Here is an 18640-nt window from a genome sequence, read left to right as displayed (position 1 = left end):
CCTTTAGTCATGGGACTCGAAGAAAAGCTGCCGAGCGGTTTCCTGCTGACCACCGTGGAGCAGGCCGCGGGCTGGGTGCGCAAGGCCTCGGTCTTCCCCGCCACCTTCGGCCTCGCCTGCTGCGCCATCGAGATGATGACCACCGGAGCCGGCCGCTACGACCTGGCGCGCTTCGGCATGGAGGTGTTCCGCGGCTCGCCCCGGCAGGCGGACCTGATGATCGTCGCCGGACGGGTCAGCCAGAAGATGGCGCCGGTCCTGCGGCAGGTCTACGACCAGATGCCGAACCCCAAGTGGGTGATCTCCATGGGGGTCTGCGCCTCCTCGGGCGGCATGTTCAACAACTACGCGATCGTGCAGGGCGTCGACCACATCGTCCCCGTCGACATCTATCTGCCCGGCTGCCCGCCGCGGCCGGAGATGCTGATGGACGCGATTCTCAAGCTCCACCACAAGATCCAGACCGCCAAGCTCGGCGTCAACGCCGAGGAGGCGGCCCGTGAGGCGGAGGAAGCGGCGCTCAAGGCACTCCCCACGATCGAGATGAAGGGGCTGCTGCGATGAGCGGCGCGAAGAGCAACGGCGCGGGCACGCCGGGCGACGACGCGAAGGGTGCCGCGGCGAACGGCAACGGCGTCAACCCCGAGAAGGACCTCGGCGCGGCCAACCTCCCGGGCATGCGGGGCGAGGGCGGGGAGGAGATCCGCGTCCAGCGCGGCATGTTCGGCGCCCGCAACGGCGGCGACACCTCCGGCTACGGCGGACTGGTCCGTTCCGTCCGGCTCCCCGGCCCCGCCGCCCGGCCCTACGGCGGCTGGTTCGACGAGGTCGCCGACGAACTCGAAGGCGCCCTGGAGGAACAGGGGCTCGCCCCCGGCAGCGCGATCGGGAAGACCGTCGTCGACCGCGACGAGCTGACCTTCCACGTCGAACGCGAGTACCTGGTCACCGTCGCCCGCACCCTCCGCGACGACCCGGCGCTCCGCTTCGAACTGTGCACGGGCGTCAGCGGAGTGCACTACCCCGGCGACAAGGGCCGCGAGCTGCACGCCGTCTACCATCTGCGGTCGATCACCCACAACCGGCTGATCCGGCTTGAGGTGAGCGCCCCCGACGCCGACCCGCACATCCCCTCGCTGGTCCCCGTCTATCCGACGAACGACTGGCACGAGCGGGAGACGTACGACTTCTTCGGCCTGGTCTTCGACGGCCACCCCGCACTGACGCGGATCATGATGCCCGACGACTGGCAGGGCTTCCCGCAGCGCAAGGACTATCCCCTCGGCGGCATCCCCGTCGAGTACAAGGGCGCCCAGATCCCGGCTCCGGACCAGCGGAGGTCGTACTCATGAGCACACAGTCCCCCTCCTCCGCGGCCTCCCGCGAGACCACCGAGGGCATCGTCCACACGGTCACCGGCGGCGACTGGGACGAGGTCGTCCAGTCCGCGGCCCGCGCCGACGACGAGCGCATCGTCGTCAACATGGGCCCCCAGCACCCGTCCACGCACGGGGTGCTGCGGCTGATCCTGGAGATCGACGGCGAGACCGTCACCGAGGCCCGCTGCGGCATCGGCTACCTCCACACCGGTATCGAGAAGAACCTCGAATACCGGACCTGGACCCAGGGCACCACGTTCGTGACGCGCATGGACTATCTGACGCCGTTCTTCAACGAGACGGCGTACTGCCTCGCGGTCGAGAAGCTCCTCGGCATCGAGGACCAGGTCCCCGACCGCGCCACGGTCCTCCGGGTGCTCCTGATGGAGCTGAACCGGATGTCCTCCCACCTGGTGTGCATCGCCACCGGCGGCATGGAACTCGGCGCGACCACCATCATGATCTACGGCTTCCGCGACCGGGAACTGATCCTCGACATCTACGAGCTGATCACCGGCCTGCGGATGAACCACGCCTATGTCCGCCCCGGCGGACTCGCCCAGGACCTCCCGGCCGGCGCGGTCGACCAGATCCGCGAGTTCGTCAAGAAGATGAAGAAGAACCTCCCGGAGTACGACAAGCTCGCCACCGGGAACCCCATCTTCAAGGCCCGTATGCAGGACATCGGCTACCTCGACCTGGCGGGCTGCATGGCCCTCGGCGTCACCGGCCCGATCCTGCGCTCCGCCGGACTCCCGCACGACCTGCGCAAGGCACAGCCCTACTGCGGCTACGAGACCTACGACTTCGACGTCCCGACCGCCGACAGCTGCGACGCCTACGGCCGCTTCCTCATCCGCCTGGAGGAGATGCGGCAGTCGCTGGCGATCATCGAACAGTGCCTGGACCGGCTGGCACCCGGCCCGGTCATGGTCGCCGACAAGAAGATCGCCTGGCCCGCCCAGCTCGCCCTGGGACCGGACGGCCTCGGCAACTCCCTCGACCACATCAAGAAGATCATGGGCACCTCCATGGAGGCCCTGATCCACCACTTCAAGCTGGTGACCGAGGGCTTCCGCGTCCCGCCCGGACAGACCTACGCGGCGGTCGAGTCGCCCAAGGGCGAACTCGGCGTGCACGCGGTCTCCGACGGCGGCACCCGCCCGTACCGGGTCCACTTCCGCGACCCGTCCTTCACCAACCTTCAGGCCATGGCAGCGATGTGCGAGGGCGGCCAGGTCGCCGACGTGATCGTCGCCGTCGCATCCATCGACCCCGTGATGGGAGGCGTCGACCGGTGACCACCAGTTCTTCGGAGCGGGGCGTCAGCCTCGGCATGCCCGAGCCGCCCGCCCCCGCCTACCCGGACGAGGTCCGGGCGCGCCTGGAGCAGGACGCGCGCGAGATCGTCGGACGCTACCCCGACCCGCGCTCCGCCCTGCTGCCGCTGCTGCACCTCGTGCAGTCGGAGGAGGGGCACGTCACCCGCACCGGGATGCGCTTCTGCGCCGACGTCCTCGGCCTGACCACCGCCGAGGTCACCGCCGTAGCCACCTTCTACACCATGTACCGGCGGCGCCCGTCCGGCGACTACCAGGTCGGCGTCTGCACCAACACCCTGTGCGCGGTGATGGGCGGCGACGCCATCTTCTCCGCCCTCCGCGAGCACCTCGGCGTCGGCAACGGCGAGACCACCGACGACGGCAAGGTCACCCTGGAGCACATCGAGTGCAACGCGGCCTGCGACTTCGCGCCGGTCGTGATGGTCAACTGGGAGTTCTTCGACAACCAGACCCCCGACAGCGCCAAGCGCCTCGTCGACGACCTGCGCGCGGGACGGCGGGCCGACCCCACCCGCGGCGCCCCCCTGTGCACCTTCCGGGAGACCGCCCGGATGCTGGCCGGCTTCCCCGACGAACGGGACGGAGCCGTCGACGCCACCGGCGGCGCGGGCCCCGCCTCGCTGGCCGGGCTGCGGCTGGCCAAGGGGGAGGGCACCGCCGCGCGCGTGGTCCACCCCCGGGACGGCGGACCGCAGGACGAGGCACCGGACGCCACCGGGCACCGGCCCTCGCCGACCGAACACCTCAGCTCGCACGACGCCCCGCAGGACACATCGGCCTCCGACCCGGCCCACCCGTCGGGTCCCGTCGCGGAGGAGGGGGAGTGATGACCGTGACCACCGAGGACGGAAAGTTCGAGGGCGGGGGAGAGGGCAGCCCCGAGAAGCTGCTCGCCCCCGTGCTGTCGGCCTTCTGGGACGAGGAGAAGTCCTGGACGCTGGACGTCTACAAGCGCCACGACGGCTACGAGGGACTCCGCAAGGCCCTCGCCATGACCCCCGACGAGGTGATCGCCTACGTCAAGGACTCCGGACTGCGCGGCCGCGGCGGCGCGGGCTTCCCGACCGGGATGAAATGGCAGTTCATCCCCCAGGGCGACGGCAAACCGCACTACCTCGTCGTCAACGCCGACGAGTCGGAGCCCGGCACCTGCAAGGACATCCCGCTCCTCTTCGCCAACCCGCACAGCCTGATCGAGGGCATCGTCATCGCCTGCTACGCCATCAGGTCCTCGCACGCCTTCATCTACCTGCGCGGTGAGGTCGTCCCCGTACTGCGGCGGCTGCACTCCGCCGTCCGCGAGGCGTACGAGGCGGGCTACCTCGGCGAAAACGTCCTCGGCAGCGGACTCGACCTCGAACTCACCGTGCACGCGGGCGCGGGCGCCTACATCTGCGGCGAGGAGACCGCACTGCTCGACTCCCTCGAAGGCCGCCGCGGCCAGCCCCGGCTGCGTCCCCCCTTCCCCGCGGTCGCGGGTCTGTACGCCTGCCCCACCGTGGTGAACAACGTCGAGTCCATCGCGTCGGTTCCCGCGATCCTGCACCGGGGCAAGGAGTGGTTCCGGTCGATGGGCAGCGAGAAGTCCCCCGGCTTCACGCTCTACTCGCTCAGCGGCCATGTCGCAGGACCCGGCCAGTACGAGGCCCCGCTCGGCATCACGCTCCGCCAGCTCCTCGACCTGAGCGGCGGCATGCGGCCCGGCCACCGCCTCAAGTTCTGGACGCCCGGCGGCTCCTCCACACCGATGTTCACCGACGAACACCTCGACGTCCCGCTCGACTACGAGGGCGTGGGCGCCGCCGGATCCATGCTCGGCACCAAGGCCCTCCAGTGCTTCGACGAGACGACCTGCGTGGTCCGCGCCGTCACCCGCTGGACCGAGTTCTACGCCCATGAGTCCTGCGGCAAGTGCACCCCCTGCCGCGAGGGCACGTACTGGCTGGTGCAGCTGCTGCACGACATCGAGGCGGGCAAGGGCACCATGGCCGACCTCGACAAGCTCGCCGACATCGCCGACAACATCAACGGCAAGTCCTTCTGCGCCCTCGGTGACGGCGCCGCCTCACCGATCTTCTCCTCCCTCCAGTACTTCCGCGCGGAGTACGAGGAGCACATCACGGGCCGGGGCTGCCCCTTCGACCCGGCGAAGTCCACGGCCTGGGCCGACAGGCCCGCGGAGGTGACCGCATGACTGTGACCACCAGCGCCCCCACGGGAGGGGGCGCGGCGGCCCTCCCGCCGGAGGACCTCGTCACGCTGACCATCGACGGCATCGAGATCAGCGTGCCCAAGGGCACCCTCGTCATCCGGGCCGCCGAACAGCTCGGCATCGAGATCCCCCGGTTCTGCGACCACCCCCTGCTGGACCCGGTCGGTGCCTGCCGCCAGTGCATCGTCGAGGTCGAGGGCCAGCGCAAGCCCATGGCGTCCTGCACCATCACCTGCACCGACGGCATGGTCGTCAAGACCCAGCTCACCTCACCCGTCGCCGAGAAGGCCCAGAAGGGTGTGATGGAGCTGCTGCTCATCAACCACCCGCTGGACTGCCCGGTCTGCGACAAGGGCGGTGAGTGCCCCCTCCAGAACCAGGCCATGTCGCACGGCAGCGCCGAGTCCCGCTTCGAGGGCCGCAAGCGCACCTACGAGAAGCCCGTCCCGATCTCCACCCAGGTGCTGCTGGACCGCGAGCGGTGCGTGCTGTGCGCCCGCTGCACCCGGTTCTCGAACCAGATCGCGGGCGACCCCATGATCGAGCTGCTGGAGCGGGGCGCGCTCCAGCAGGTCGGCACCGGCGAGGGCGACCCCTTCGAGTCGTACTTCTCCGGGAACACCATCCAGATCTGCCCGGTCGGCGCGCTCACCTCGGCCGCGTACCGCTTCCGCTCCCGCCCCTTCGACCTCGTCTCCTCGCCGTCCGTGTGCGAGCACTGCTCCGGCGGCTGCGCGACCCGCACCGACCACCGGCGCGGCAAGGTCATGCGCCGCCTCGCGGCCAACGACCCCGAGGTCAACGAGGAGTGGATCTGCGACAAGGGACGCTTCGCCTTCCGCTACGCCCAACTCCCGGACCGGCTGGACACCCCGCTGGTGCGGGGCGGGTCCGGCGAACTGGAACCGGCCTCCTGGCCCCAGGCGCTCCAGGCCGCGGCCGAGGGCCTGCTCGCCGCCCGCGGCCGCACCGGCGTACTGACCGGCGGACGGCTCACCGTCGAGGACGCCTACGCCTACAGCAAGTTCGCGCGCGTCGCCCTCACCACCAACGACATCGACTTCCGGGCCCGGGTGCACAGCGGTGAGGAGGCCGACTTCCTGGCCGCCCGGGTCGCCGGGCGCGGCCGCGACCTCGACGGCACCGGAGTCACGTACACCGCCCTGGAGAAGGCACCCGCCGTCCTGCTCGTCGGGTTCGAGGCCGAGGAGGAGGCGCCCGGCGTCTTCCTGCGGCTGCGCAAGGCCTGGCGCGGCCACGGCCAGCAGGTCTTCGCCCTCGCCACCTGCGCCACCCGGGGCCTGGAGAAGGCGGCCGGCACCCTGCTGCCCGCCGCGCCCGGCACCGAGACCGAGTGGCTGGACGCGCTGGCCGGGCGGGTCGGCCTGGAGGAGGACGGCGTACGCGCCGCCGAGGCCCTGCGCACCGAGGGCGCGGTAATCGTCGTCGGCGAGCGGCTCGCCGACACCGCGGGCGGCCTCACCGCCGCCGTCCGCACCGCGGCCGCCACCGGGGCGCAGCTGGTGTGGATCCCGCGGCGGGCGGGCGAGCGCGGTGCCGTCGAGGTGGGCGCCCTGCCCACGCTGCTGCCGGGCGGCCGCCCGGCCACCGACCCGCGCGCCCGGGACGAGGTCGCCGCCGCCTGGGGTGTCGCCGAACTCCCGCAGCGCTTCGGCCGGGACACCGGCCAGATCGTCGACGCCGCAGTCACCGGCGAACTGCGGGCCCTGGTGGTCGCCGGGGTCGAGGTCGCCGACCTGCCCGACCCGGCCCGCGCCCGCGAGGCGCTCGCCGCCGCGGGCTTCCTGGTGTCGCTGGAACAGCGGCCGAGCGAGGTCACCGCACACGCCGATGTGGTGCTGCCGGTCGCGGCCGTCGCCGAGAAGGCCGGGACCTTCCTCAACTGGGAGGGCAGGGCCCGCTTCTTCGAGGCCGCGCTCAAGCCCGACCAGATGACCCGGTCCCTGGCCCCCTCCGACGCCCGTGTGCTCCATATGCTCGCCGACGCCATGGACGTCCATCTGGGACTGCCCGACCTGCGCACCATCCGCACCGAGCTGGACCGGCTCGGCCCCTGGCAGGGACCCCGCGCCGCCAACCCCCTGGAGATCGGCGGCCAGCTGCCCCGCCCGGCCGCCGGGGAGGCGGTGCTCGCCGGTCACCGGCTGCTGCTGGACCGGGGGCGGCTCCAGGACGGCGACGAGGCACTCGCCGGCACCCGCCACGCGGCCCGCGCCCGGGTGTCGCCCGCCACCGCGGCGGAGGCGGGCATCAGGGACGGCGACCCGCTCTCCGTGACCGGCCCCGAAGGGACCGTGGAACTTCCCGTGCAGATCACCGAGATGCCGGACCGGGTGGTCTGGCTCCCGCTGAACTCCACCGGCGGGGGCGTCGCCTCGGACACCGGTGCGCTCCCCGGTGACCTCGTCCGCATCAGCCGGGCGGCACCCGCCGCCGCGGCCCCCGAGGAGGTGGAGGCATGAGCCCGTACCTCGCCGTCGAAGACCTCTCCATGTTCGGCCGCGACCCCTGGTGGCTGGTCGTCGTCAAGGCGGTCTTCTGCTTCGCCTTCCTGATGGTGACCGTGCTGTTCTCCATCGTCTGGGAGCGCAAGGTCGTCGCCTGGATGCAGCTGCGCATCGGCCCCAACCGGCACGGCCCCTGGGGCATGCTCCAGTCGCTGGCCGACGGCGTGAAGCTGATGCTCAAGGAAGACGTCATCGTCAAACGCGCCGACAAGGCGGTCTACATCCTGGCGCCGATCGTCGCGGCCATCCCCGCCTTCATGGCGATCGCGGTGATCCCCTTCGGACCCGCGGGCAACGAGATCTCGGTCTTCGGCCACCGCACCGCGATGCAGCTCACCGACCTGCCGATCGCCATGCTCTACATCCTCGCGATCGCCTCGGTCGGCATCTACGGCATCGTGCTCGCCGGATGGAGCTCCGGATCCACCTATCCGCTCCTCGGCGGCCTGCGCTCCTGCGCGCAGATGATCTCGTACGAGATCGCCATGGGCGCCGCCTTCGCCTCGGTGTTCCTCTACTCGGGGTCGATGTCGACCTCCCGGATCGTCGAACAGCAGCACGACCGCTGGTACATCCTCCTGCTGCCGGTGTCCTTCGTCATCTACATCATCACCATGGTCGGCGAGACCAACCGCGCCCCCTTCGACATGCCGGAGTCCGAGGGCGACCTCGTCGGCGGCTTCAACACCGAGTACTCCTCGATCAAGTTCGCGATGTTCATGCTCGCCGAGTACGTCAACATGGTGACCGTCTCCGCCGTCTCCACCACCCTCTTCCTCGGCGGCTGGCGCGCCCCCTGGCCCATCAGCGGCTTCTGGGCGGGCGCCAACCACGGCTGGTGGCCGCTGCTCTGGTTCGTCATCAAGGTCCAGCTGCTGCTGTTCTTCTTCATCTGGCTGCGCGGCACACTCCCGCGCGTCCGCTACGACCAGCTGATGAAACTCGGCTGGAAGGTCCTCATCCCGGTCTCCGTGGTCTGGCTGATGCTGGTCGCCACCGTGCGGGCACTGCGCAACGAGCACTACGGCTTCTCCGGCATCGCCCTCTCCATCGGGGGCGCGGTGCTCGCGCTGCTGCTGCTGTCCTTCCTCGTCGACATGTTCCGCGAGAAGGCCAAGGAGCCCGAGCGGCCCGCGGCGGGCCCCGCCGCCTTCGACCCGATGGCGGGCGGCTACCCCGTCCCGCCGCTGCCGGGACAGACGCTGCCCCCGGTGCCCAGGCGCCGCTCGCACCGGGACCGGGAGCTGATTGTCAGTGGCGGACCGGACACTGTCAGTGACGGAACTTCGGAGGGAAAGGAGGCGTCCGATGGCTGAGGAACCCCAGGAGTCCGGGCGGACCAAGCCCGGCTTCCAGAACCCCGTGGCCGGCTTCGGCGTGACCTTCAGGGCCATGTTCAAGAAGCGGCTGACGGAGCAGTACCCGGAGCAGAAGAAGACCACCGCCCCGCGGTTCCACGGACGGCACCAGCTCAACCGCCATCCGGACGGCCTGGAGAAGTGCGTCGGCTGCGAGCTGTGCGCCTGGGCCTGCCCCGCCGACGCGATCTACGTGGAAGGCGCGGACAACACCGACGAGGAGCGCTACTCCCCGGGCGAGCGGTACGGCAGGGTCTACCAGATCAACTACGCCCGCTGCATCCTGTGCGGACTGTGCATCGAGGCCTGCCCCACCCGCGCCCTCACCATGACCAACGAGTTCGAACTCGCGGACTCCAGCCGCGCCAACCTGATCTACACCAAGGAGCAGCTGCTCGCCGGGCTCGACGAGGGCATGGTCGACACCCCCCACGCCCTCTACCCGGGCACGGACGAACAGGACTACTACCGGGGCCTGGTGACCGAGGCCGCGCCCGGCACCGAACGCCAGGCCGCCGTCTCCCAGGGCGAGCAGCCCGAGTGTGCCGGCACCCCGGGCCCGGCCGGGGAACGGGGGGCGGACGCATGAACCCCGAACTCGCCGCCTACACCACCTCCACCGGAGAGGCCTTCCAGTTCTGGGTCCTCGGCGCGGTCGCGCTGCTCGGCGCGCTCGGCACCGTCTTCATGAAGAAGGCCGTGCACAGCGCGCTCTCCCTGGCCGGCACCATGATCGTCCTGGCGGTCTTCTACCTCGCCAACGGCGCCTACTTCCTGGGCATCGTGCAGATCGTCGTCTACACCGGCGCGATCATGATGCTGTTCCTGTTCGTGGTGATGCTGGTCGGTGTCACCGCGGCGGACTCCCTCAAGGAGACCATCAAGGGCCAGCGCTGGCTGGCCCTGCTGTGCGGGGCGGGTTTCGGGATCCTGCTGCTCGCGGGCATCGCCAACGCCTCCCTGAAGGACTTCGACGGCCTGGGCGCGGCCAACGCCAACGGCAATGTGGAGGGCCTCGCGGCCCTGATCTTCACCAAATACGTGTTCGCCTTCGAAATCACCGGTGCCCTGCTGATCACGGCCGCGGTCGGCGCCATGGTGCTCACCCACCGCGAGCGCACCGAACGGGCCAGGACCCAGCGCGAGCTGTCCGAGCAGCGGGTGCGCGAGGGCACCCACCTGCCGCCGCTGCCCGCCCCCGGTGTCTACGCCCGGCACAACGCGGTGGACATCGCGGGTCTGCTCCCGGACGGCACCCCGTCCGAGCTGACCGTCAGCAAGACGCTCCGGGACCGCGGGCAGGTCCGCGATGTGTCCGACGAGGCCATCGCCGACCTGAAGGCACTGGAAGAGCGGGCCGCCGCACGCCTGGAGCGGGACGAGGACGAGCGGCCGGCGCTGAAGAGGACCGAGGAGGCGTCGAAGTGAACCCGGTCAACTACCTGTATTTCGCCGCGCTGCTGTTCACCATCGGCGCCACCGGCGTACTGATCCGGCGGAACGCGATCGTGGTGTTCATGTGCATCGAGCTGATGCTCAACGCCTGCAACCTCGCCTTCGTCACCTTCTCCCGGATGCACGGCAATCTCGACGGCCAGATCATCGCCTTCTTCACGATGGTCGTCGCCGCCGCGGAGGTCGTGGTCGGGCTCGCGATCATCGTGTCGCTGTTCCGCACCCGCCACTCGGCCTCGGTCGACGACGCCAGCCTGATGAAGCTGTAAGGGGTCGGAAGAATCGTGGAGAACCTGATCGCGCTGCTGATCGCGGCGCCCCTGCTCGGAGCGGCCGTCCTGCTGTGCGGCGGCAGAAGGCTGGACGCCGTCGGCCACTGGATCGGCACGGCGCTCGCCGCCGCCTCCTTCGCCCTCGGCGTCGTCCTCTTCGCCGGCCTGCTGGGCAAGGCGGCCGACCACCGGACCGTGACCCAGCACCTGTTCAGCTGGATCCCGGTGGCCGGCTTCCAGGCCGACGTCACCTTCCGGCTCGACCAGCTGTCGATGACCTTCGTCCTGCTGATCACCGGCGTCGGCTCGCTCATCCATCTGTACTCGGTGGGGTACATGGAGCACGACGAGCGACGGCGCCGCTTCTTCGGCTATCTCAACCTGTTCCTCGCGGCGATGCTGCTGCTCGTCCTCGCCGACAACTACCTGCTGCTGTACGTCGGCTGGGAGGGCGTCGGTCTCGCCTCCTACCTGCTGATCGGCTTCTGGCAGCACAAGCCCAGCGCGGCGACCGCGGCGAAGAAGGCCTTCCTCGTCAACCGGGTCGGCGACATGGGCCTGTCCATCGCCATCATGCTGATGTTCACGACCTTCGGGACCTTCGCCTTCGGGCCGGTCTTCGACGCCGTCGGCAAGGCCGGTGAGGGCAAGCTCACCGCGATCGCCCTGATGCTGCTGCTGGCCGCCTGCGGCAAGTCAGCCCAGGTGCCGCTCCAGTCCTGGCTCGGGGACGCCATGGAGGGCCCGACCCCGGTCTCCGCCCTCATCCACGCGGCGACCATGGTGACCGCGGGCGTGTATCTGATCGTCCGCTCCGGCGCGGTTTTCAACTCCGCGCCCGACGCCCAGCTGACGGTCACCGTGGTCGGCGCGGTCACCCTGCTCTTCGGTGCGATCGTCGGTTGCGCCAAGGACGACATCAAGAAGGCGCTCGCCGGGTCGACCATGTCGCAGATCGGCTACATGGTGCTGGCCGCGGGCCTCGGCCCCATCGGCTATGTCTTCGCGATCATGCACCTGGTGACCCACGGCTTCTTCAAGGCCGGGCTGTTCCTCGGCGCGGGCTCGGTGATGCACGGCATGAACGACGAGGTCGACATGCGGAAATACGGCGGCCTCCGCACGTACATGCCGGTCACCTTCGTCACCTTCGGCCTCGGCTACCTCGCGATCATCGGCTTCCCCGGCCTGTCCGGCTTCTTCTCCAAGGACAAGATCATCGAGGCGGCGTTCGCCAAGGGCGGCACCGAGGGCTGGATCCTCGGCGGCGCGGCCCTGCTCGGCGCGGCCATCACCGCGTACTACATGACCCGTGTGATGCTCATGACCTTCTTCGGCGAGAAGCGCTGGCAGCCGGACGAGCACGGCCATGAGCCGCACCCGCACGAGTCGCCCAAGGTGATGACGATCCCCATGATCGTGCTGGCCTTCGGGTCGGTGTTCGCGGGCGGCCTCTTCTCCGTCGGCGACCGCTTCCTGCACTGGCTGGAGCCCGTCACCGGGCACGCGGAGGGCCACTCCCCGGTCAGCGCCGGGACGGTCACGGCCGCGACCCTGGTCCTGCTGCTGGTGGGCGCCGGAATCGCCTGGGCCCAGTACGGCCGCCGCCCGGTCCCGGCCGTCGCCCCGCGCGGCTCCCTGCTCACCCGGGCCGCCCGGCGCGATCTCCTCCAGGACGACTTCAACCATGTGGTCCTCGTACGCGGCGGAGCCCATCTCACCCGCTCCCTGGTGTACGTGGACCACACCCTGGTCGACGGTGTCGTCAACGGCACGGCCGCCACGGTCGGCGGCCTGTCCGGACGGCTCCGCCGCCTCCAGAACGGCTACGCACGCTCGTACGCGGTCTCGATGTTCGGCGGTGCGGCGGTGCTCGTCGCCCTGACCCTGCTGATGAGGGCGGTCTGATAGCGATGTCCTTTCCCCTGCTGACAGCGACGGCGGTGCTCCCGGCCGTGGGGGCGATCGCCACGGCCGCGGTCCCCGCCGCCCGGCGCACCACCGCCAAGTGGCTGGCCCTGGTGGTCTCCCTCGCCACACTCGCGCTCGCCGCGGTGACCGGGTTCCGCTTCGAACCCGGCGGCGCCCGCTACCAGTTCACCGAATCGCACTCCTGGATCAGGGACTTCGGGGTGCGCTACGAACTGGGCGTGGACGGCATCGCGGTGGCACTCATCGCGCTGACCGCGCTGCTCATCCCGTTCGTGATCCTGGCGGGCTGGCACGACGCCGACCCGATGGAGACCGGAAGCCGCCGCTGGCGGCCCACCCAGGGCTTCTTCGCCCTGATCCTGGCCGTCGAGGCGATGGTGATCATCTCCTTCGAGGCCACCGACGTCTTCCTCTTCTACATCTTCTTCGAAGCCATGCTCATCCCGATGTACTTCCTCATCGGCGGCTTCGGGGACCACGCCCACGAGCACGGCGAGCAGGCCGCGGCCACCCAGCGCTCCTACGCCGCCGTGAAGTTCCTCCTCTACAACCTGGTCGGCGGCCTGATCATGCTGGCCGCGGTGATCGGCCTCTACGTGCAGGCGGGCAACTTCTCCCTGCCGGAGATCGCGGCGGCCCGGGCGAACGGCTCACTGCACTTGGCGACCGGCACCGAGCGCTGGCTGTTCCTCGGCTTCTTCTTCGCCTTCGCGGTGAAGGCGCCGCTGTGGCCGCTGCACACCTGGCTGCCCAACGCCATGGGGGAGGCCACCGCCCCGGTCGCCGTCCTGATCACGGCGGTCGTCGACAAGGTCGGCACCTTCGCGATGCTCCGCTTCTGCCTCCAGCTGTTCCCGGAGGCCAGCAAGTGGGCCACCCCCGTCATCCTGGTCCTGGCCCTCATCAGCATCATCTACGGGGCCCTGCTCGCGGTCGGCCAGCGGGACATCAAACGGCTGGTGGCCTACGCCTCGATCTCCCACTTCGGCTTCATCGTCCTCGGCATCTTCGCGATGACCAGCCAGGGCCAGTCCGGGGCCACGCTCTACATGGTGAACCACGGCATCTCCACCGCCGCCCTGATGCTGGTCGCCGGGTTCCTGATCACCCGCCGCGGCTCCCGTCTGATCGCGGACTACGGGGGCGTGCAGAAGGTCGCCCCGGTCCTCGCCGGCACCTTCCTGATCGGCGGCCTGGCCACCCTGTCCCTGCCCGGACTCGCACCCTTCGTCAGCGAGTTCCTGGTCCTGGTCGGCACCTTCGCCCGCCATCCGGCGATCGGCATCATCGCCACCCTCGGCATCGTCCTGGCCGCGCTCTACACCCTCGTCCTCTACCAGCGGACCATGACGGGCCCGGTCAAGCCGGAGGTCGCCAGGATGCCCGACCTGCGGGTGCGGGAACTGCTGGTGGTCGCCCCGCTGATCGTTCTGCTGATCTTCCTGGGCGTCTATCCCAAGCCCCTCGCCGACATCGTGAACCCGGCGGTCAAGCAGACCATGTCCGACGTACACAAGACCGATCCCAAGCCCGCGGTGGAGGCGGCCAAGTGAGCACAGCAGCCGTCCACAGCCTGTGGACAACCGCGGCCGACCCGATCTCCAAGATCCAGGCACCGAAGATCGAGTACGGCCAACTGTCACCGACCCTGATCGTCATCGGTGCGGCGCTCGTCGGCGTGCTGATCGAGGCGTTCGTCCCGCGCAGGTCCCGCTACTACGCGCAGGTCTTCGTCTCCGTCGTCGCGCTCGCCGCCGCCTTCGCCGCCGTCGTGGCGCTCGCCGCCGACGGCTACGGCACCACCAGGGCCCACATCGCCGCCATGGGCGCCATCGCCGTCGACGGACCCTCCCTGTTCCTCCAGGGCACGATCCTGCTGGCCGGGCTCCTCGGCGTGTTCACCTTCGCCGAACGGCGCCTCGACCCCGCCGCCCACGGCAACCGCGTCGACTCCTTCGCCGCCCAGGCCGCCTCCGTACCCGGAAGCGAGAGCGAGCAGGCCGCCGTCAAGGCCGGTTTCACCACCACCGAGGCCTTCCCGCTGCTGCTCTTCGCGGTCGGCGGCATGCTCGTCTTCCCCTCCGCCAACGACCTGCTGACCCTCTTCGTGGCCCTGGAAGTCTTCTCCCTGCCGCTGTACCTGCTGTGCGCCCTGGCCCGCCGCAAGCGGCTCATGTCACAGGAAGCCGCGGTCAAGTACTTCCTGCTCGGCGCCTTCGCCTCCGCCTTCACCCTGTTCGGCATCGCCCTGCTGTACGGCTACGCGGGCTCGGTGTCCTACGCGTCGATCGCCCACGTCGTCGACGGCACGGTCACCACCACCGACCCCGCCCTCGCCAACACCATGGGCAACGACGCCCTCCTGCTCATCGGCGCCGCACTGATCACGATGGGCCTGCTCTTCAAGGTCGCCGCCGTGCCCTTCCACATGTGGACACCCGACGTCTACCAGGGCGCACCGACCCCGGTGACCGGCTTCATGGCCGCAGCCACCAAGGTGGCGGCCTTCGGCGCCCTGCTGCGCCTGCTCTACGTGGTCCTGCCGGGGCTGCGCTGGGACTGGCGGCCGGTGATGTGGGCCGTCGCCATCGTCACCATGCTGGGCGGCGCGATCGTCGCGATCACCCAGACCGACATCAAGCGGCTCCTCGCGTACTCGTCGATCGCCCACGCGGGATTCATCCTCGCGGGTGTCATCGCCACCCGCCCCGACGGCATCTCCGCCGTCCTCTTCTACCTGGCCGCGTACTCCTTTGTGACGATCGGCGCCTTCGCCGTCGTGACCCTGGTCCGCGACGCGGGCGGAGAAGCCACCCACCTGTCCAAGTGGGCCGGACTGGGACGCAGGTCACCACTGGTGGCGGCCGTGTTCGCGGTGTTCCTGCTCGCCTTCGCGGGCATCCCGCTGACCTCGGGCTTCGCCGGAAAGTTCGCCGTCTTCAAGGCGGCCGCCGAGGGCGGCGCGGTCCCGCTGGTCGTGATCGGTGTGATCTCGTCGGCGGTCGCGGCCTTCTTCTACATCCGCGTGATCGTCCTGATGTTCTTCAGCGAACCGCGGCCCGAGGGACCCACCGTGGCCGTGCCCTCACCGCTGACGATGACGGCGATCGGGACGGGAGTCGCGGTCACCCTGGTCCTGGGCGTGGCACCCCAGTACTTCCTGAACCTGGCGAGCCAGGCGAGCGTCTTCGTACGCTGACACCCATACCGCCACAGACCACGGCCCGGTGCCCGCTCGGGGGGTGCCGGGCCGTTCCACGCGCCCTACCGGTCCGCCGCGCGGCGCGCCCTGATCGCGGTCAGGTCCAGGTCCATGGTGAAGGGGACGGCCACCTTCATCCGCTCCCGGAAAATGCCCGTGCCGGTGTACGCACCGGTCGCGGGCTCCAGCTCGAAGATATGCACCGCGGCCCGACCCTGCTCGTTCTCGACCCGCCAGTAGTGGGGGATCCCGGCCCGGGCGTACTTCACGGGCTTGGTCTCACGGTCCCGTGACACGGAGTCCTCCGAAACGACCTCGATGGCCAGCACAACGGCGTCCGCGGGAAACCGCGTCTGCTCCGGATCCTCCACCACATCGCCGCGCACGACCACCACGTCAGGCTCGGGCCTGTTCTGGCGGTCGATGTCGATGGTGAACTCGCGGACCACCTCAAGATCCGCAGGAGCGAGGGACTGGAGCTGCCAGTTGAAGAAGTCGACAGCGCGCGCGTGAAAGAGGGTCTGCGGACTCACGAAGACCAGGCTCCCGTCGATCAATTCCGTGTGCGGCGGAAGATTCGGAAGCCGGTCCAGGTCGTCGGCGGTCCAGCCGCCCTCGGGCGGAATCGGCCATGTGGATCCGGACGCCTTCGGTGCGACGCTCATCAGTGCTCCCAGGGGGCGGAGTCTCGTCGGTCCATTCAGACTATCGGCCGGAAACGGGCAGGTCTCCCGCAAACGTGTGAACGACTCTCGTGTCCTTGAACCGGGGAAAAGGGAGCGGTCTGTGGATAACTCCGGGGCTGTCGGCGCGGCCCCCTATGGTGGAGGAGTGGTCGAGGGACGGCACACGGGGGACGGGCGATGGACGGGACGGTAGTGATGGCCGAGGCGGGCGTGAGTCCGGCGCCGGACGAGGAGAGCGAGGCGCTCGGCGTCCTGCACCGGGTCTTCGGATACGAGGCATTCCGCGGTGAGCAGCAGGCGGTCATCGAGCATGTGGTGGCCGGCGGCGACGCCGTGGTCCTCATGCCGACCGGCGGCGGCAAGTCGCTGTGCTACCAGATCCCGGCCCTGGTCAGGCCCGGCACCGGCGTGGTGGTCTCACCGCTGATCGCGCTGATGCAGGACCAGGTGGACGCCCTGCGGGCGCTCGGCGTGCGCGCCGGATTCGTCAACTCCACCCAGGACTTCGACGTGCGGCGCGTGATGGAGGCGCAGTTCCTGGCCGGTGAGCTGGACCTGCTCTATCTGGCCCCCGAGCGGCTGCGCCTGGAGGCCACCCTCGACCTGCTCTCGCGCGGCAAGATCTCGGTGTTCGCCGTCGACGAGGCGCACTGCGTGTCCCAGTGGGGCCACGACTTCCGCCCGGACTATCTGTCCCTGTCCCTGCTCGGCGAGCGCTGGCCGGACGTCCCCCGGATCGCGCTCACGGCGACCGCGACCCACGCCACCCACCAGGAGATCACCCAGCGGCTGAACATGCCGGAGGCCCGCCACTTCGTGGCGAGCTTCGACCGGCCCAACATCCAGTACCGGATCGTCCCCAAGGCCGACCCCAAGAAGCAGCTGCTGGCGTTCCTGCGCGAGGAGCACCCGGGCGAGGCGGGCATCGTCTACTGCCTCTCGCGCAACTCGGTCGAGAAGACCGCGGAATTCCTGACCCGCAGCGGCATCGACGCGGTGCCGTACCACGCGGGCCTGGACGCGGGCACCCGGGCGGAGCACCAGTCCCGGTTCCTGCGCGAGGACGGCCTGGTCGTGGTCGCGACCATCGCGTTCGGCATGGGCATCGACAAGCCGGACGTGCGGTTCGTCGCCCACCTGGACCTGCCGAAGTCGGTCGAGGGCTACTACCAGGAGACCGGCCGCGCGGGCCGCGACGGCCTGCCGTCCACGGCCTGGATGGCCTACGGGCTGAACGACGTCATACAGCAGCGCAAGCTCATCCAGTCCGGTGAGGGGGACGAGGCCTTCCGCCGCCGGGCCCAGTCCCACCTGGACGCGATGCTGGCCCTGTGTGAGACCGCCCACTGCCGCCGCGGCCAGCTCCTCGCCTACTTCGGCCAGGAGCCCGCCCCGAGTGGCTGCGGCAACTGCGACACCTGTCTGGTCCCCCCGGAGACCTGGGACGGGACCGTCGCGGCGCAGAAGGTGCTGTCCACGGTGTGGCGGCTGCACCGGGAGCGGCGGCAGAAGTTCGGCGCGGTGCAGATCGTGGACATCCTGCTGGGGCGCCGCACGGCCAAGGTCATCCAGTTCGACCACGACCAGCTGTCCGTCTTCGGCATCGGCGAGGAGCTGACCGAGGGCGAATGGCGCGGAGTCGTACGGCAGCTGCTGGCCCAGGGCCTGCTGGCCGTCGAGGGTGAGTACGGGACGCTGGTCCTGACCGAGCCGAGCGGGGCGGTGCTGCGGCGGGAGCGCGCGGTGCCGCTGCGCAAGGAGGCCGCCAGGCCCGCGACCGCCCGCGCCGCGACACCCAAGGGCGAACGGCGCCCGAAGGCCGCCGCCGAGCTGCCGCCGGAGCTGGTGCCCGTCTTCGAGGCGCTGCGCTCCTGGCGCGCGGCCCAGGCGAAGGAACAGGGCGTACCGGCCTATGTGATCTTCCACGACGCCACCCTCCGGGAGATCGCCACCGCCCGCCCCACGACGATCACCGAGCTGGGCAGCATCGGCGGCGTCGGCGAGAAGAAGCTCGCCACCTACGGCGAGGGAGTACTCGAAGTCCTCGCATCACTGACCGAAGCCCCCGCACACGCCCCGGCCCCGACGGGCAGCACGACTCCGGGCGCGGCCTCGGCCCCGGTGGGCGGCGCGGCTCCGGTGGGCAGCAGGGAGCGGGCGGGCGGCGGGGCTTCGGCCGGTCACCGGGCTCCGTTCGACGACTGGCCGGACACGGAGCCCGACGAGGAACCGGAGCCGGAACCCGACGACTGGATGTGAGCCGCCGGGCCCGG

The 18640-nt window shown here is 70.3% G+C and carries 15 protein-coding genes; 14 read left to right on the top strand and 1 reads right to left on the bottom strand.

Annotated features, from left to right (window positions below; genetic code table 11):
• The first annotated feature begins 9 nt into the window (after positions 1 to 9).
• The 13 genes from ACIHAA_RS26850 to nuoN are packed head-to-tail and all read left to right on the top strand — an operon-like array spanning position 10 to position 15678.
• On the top strand, positions 10 to 564 hold the full coding sequence (locus tag ACIHAA_RS26850; protein ID WP_361285256.1) for an NADH-quinone oxidoreductase subunit B family protein: 555 nt from the start codon (positions 10 to 12) through the stop codon (positions 562 to 564).
• Complete coding sequence (locus ACIHAA_RS26845; RefSeq protein WP_399821468.1) at positions 561 to 1352, top strand: NADH-quinone oxidoreductase subunit C; 792 nt, start codon at positions 561 to 563, stop codon at positions 1350 to 1352. The genes ACIHAA_RS26850 and ACIHAA_RS26845 overlap by 4 nt, the downstream gene beginning before the upstream one ends.
• The gene (locus ACIHAA_RS26840) at positions 1349 to 2680 is read left to right on the top strand and encodes an NADH-quinone oxidoreductase subunit D (RefSeq protein ID WP_399821466.1); all 1332 of its coding nucleotides are present in this window, start codon (positions 1349 to 1351) and stop codon (positions 2678 to 2680) included. The genes ACIHAA_RS26845 and ACIHAA_RS26840 overlap by 4 nt, the downstream gene beginning before the upstream one ends.
• Positions 2677 to 3549, top strand: coding sequence for an NADH-quinone oxidoreductase subunit NuoE (gene nuoE, locus ACIHAA_RS26835; protein WP_399821464.1), 873 nt, complete (start codon positions 2677 to 2679; stop codon positions 3547 to 3549). Before ACIHAA_RS26840 ends, nuoE begins: the two co-directional genes overlap by 4 nt.
• The gene (nuoF, locus tag ACIHAA_RS26830) at positions 3549 to 4916 is read left to right on the top strand and encodes an NADH-quinone oxidoreductase subunit NuoF (RefSeq protein ID WP_399821462.1); all 1368 of its coding nucleotides are present in this window, start codon (positions 3549 to 3551) and stop codon (positions 4914 to 4916) included. Before nuoE ends, nuoF begins: the two co-directional genes overlap by 1 nt.
• A complete protein-coding gene (locus ACIHAA_RS26825) occupies positions 4913 to 7417 on the top strand; it encodes an NADH-quinone oxidoreductase subunit G (protein WP_399821459.1) in 2505 nt (834 codons plus the stop codon). The genes nuoF and ACIHAA_RS26825 overlap by 4 nt, the downstream gene beginning before the upstream one ends.
• Positions 7414 to 8778: an NADH-quinone oxidoreductase subunit NuoH gene (gene nuoH / locus ACIHAA_RS26820; protein WP_399821457.1), complete on the top strand. Its 1365-nt coding sequence runs from the start codon at positions 7414 to 7416 to the stop codon at positions 8776 to 8778. Before ACIHAA_RS26825 ends, nuoH begins: the two co-directional genes overlap by 4 nt.
• The gene (gene nuoI, locus ACIHAA_RS26815; protein ID WP_399821455.1) at positions 8771 to 9409 is read left to right on the top strand and encodes an NADH-quinone oxidoreductase subunit NuoI; all 639 of its coding nucleotides are present in this window, start codon (positions 8771 to 8773) and stop codon (positions 9407 to 9409) included. The genes nuoH and nuoI overlap by 8 nt, the downstream gene beginning before the upstream one ends.
• Positions 9406 to 10248 (top strand): NADH-quinone oxidoreductase subunit J, encoded by an 843-nt coding sequence (locus ACIHAA_RS26810; RefSeq protein ID WP_399821454.1) that lies wholly within the window; start codon positions 9406 to 9408, stop codon positions 10246 to 10248. Before nuoI ends, ACIHAA_RS26810 begins: the two co-directional genes overlap by 4 nt.
• Positions 10245 to 10544 (top strand): NADH-quinone oxidoreductase subunit NuoK, encoded by a 300-nt coding sequence (gene nuoK / locus ACIHAA_RS26805; RefSeq protein ID WP_399821452.1) that lies wholly within the window; start codon positions 10245 to 10247, stop codon positions 10542 to 10544. Before ACIHAA_RS26810 ends, nuoK begins: the two co-directional genes overlap by 4 nt.
• Before the next feature lie 15 nt (positions 10545 to 10559).
• Positions 10560 to 12455: an NADH-quinone oxidoreductase subunit L gene (nuoL, locus tag ACIHAA_RS26800; protein ID WP_399821450.1), complete on the top strand. Its 1896-nt coding sequence runs from the start codon at positions 10560 to 10562 to the stop codon at positions 12453 to 12455.
• 5 nt (positions 12456 to 12460) lie between these two features.
• A complete protein-coding gene (locus ACIHAA_RS26795) occupies positions 12461 to 14032 on the top strand; it encodes an NADH-quinone oxidoreductase subunit M (RefSeq protein ID WP_399821448.1) in 1572 nt (523 codons plus the stop codon).
• Positions 14029 to 15678 (top strand): NADH-quinone oxidoreductase subunit NuoN, encoded by a 1650-nt coding sequence (gene nuoN / locus ACIHAA_RS26790; RefSeq protein ID WP_399821446.1) that lies wholly within the window; start codon positions 14029 to 14031, stop codon positions 15676 to 15678. Before ACIHAA_RS26795 ends, nuoN begins: the two co-directional genes overlap by 4 nt.
• Before the next feature lie 65 nt (positions 15679 to 15743).
• Here the strand turns inward: nuoN and ACIHAA_RS26785 are convergent, their stop codons facing one another.
• Positions 15744 to 16346 carry a Uma2 family endonuclease gene (locus tag ACIHAA_RS26785; protein ID WP_399821445.1) on the bottom strand — a complete coding sequence of 201 codons (603 nt, stop codon included), beginning with the start codon at positions 16344 to 16346 and terminating at the stop codon, positions 15744 to 15746.
• A gap of 198 nt (positions 16347 to 16544) precedes the next feature.
• Here ACIHAA_RS26785 and recQ point away from each other — a divergent pair, with 198 nt between their 5' ends.
• Complete coding sequence (recQ, locus tag ACIHAA_RS26780; RefSeq protein ID WP_399821443.1) at positions 16545 to 18626, top strand: DNA helicase RecQ; 2082 nt, start codon at positions 16545 to 16547, stop codon at positions 18624 to 18626.
• Positions 18627 to 18640 lie beyond the last annotated feature (14 nt).

Source organism: Streptomyces sp. NPDC052040, from assembly GCF_044548405.1.
Taxonomy (GTDB): domain Bacteria; phylum Actinomycetota; class Actinomycetes; order Streptomycetales; family Streptomycetaceae; genus Streptomyces.
The sequence above is the reverse complement of the archived record's forward strand: the minus strand, read 5'-3'. Positions and strand labels throughout refer to the sequence as shown.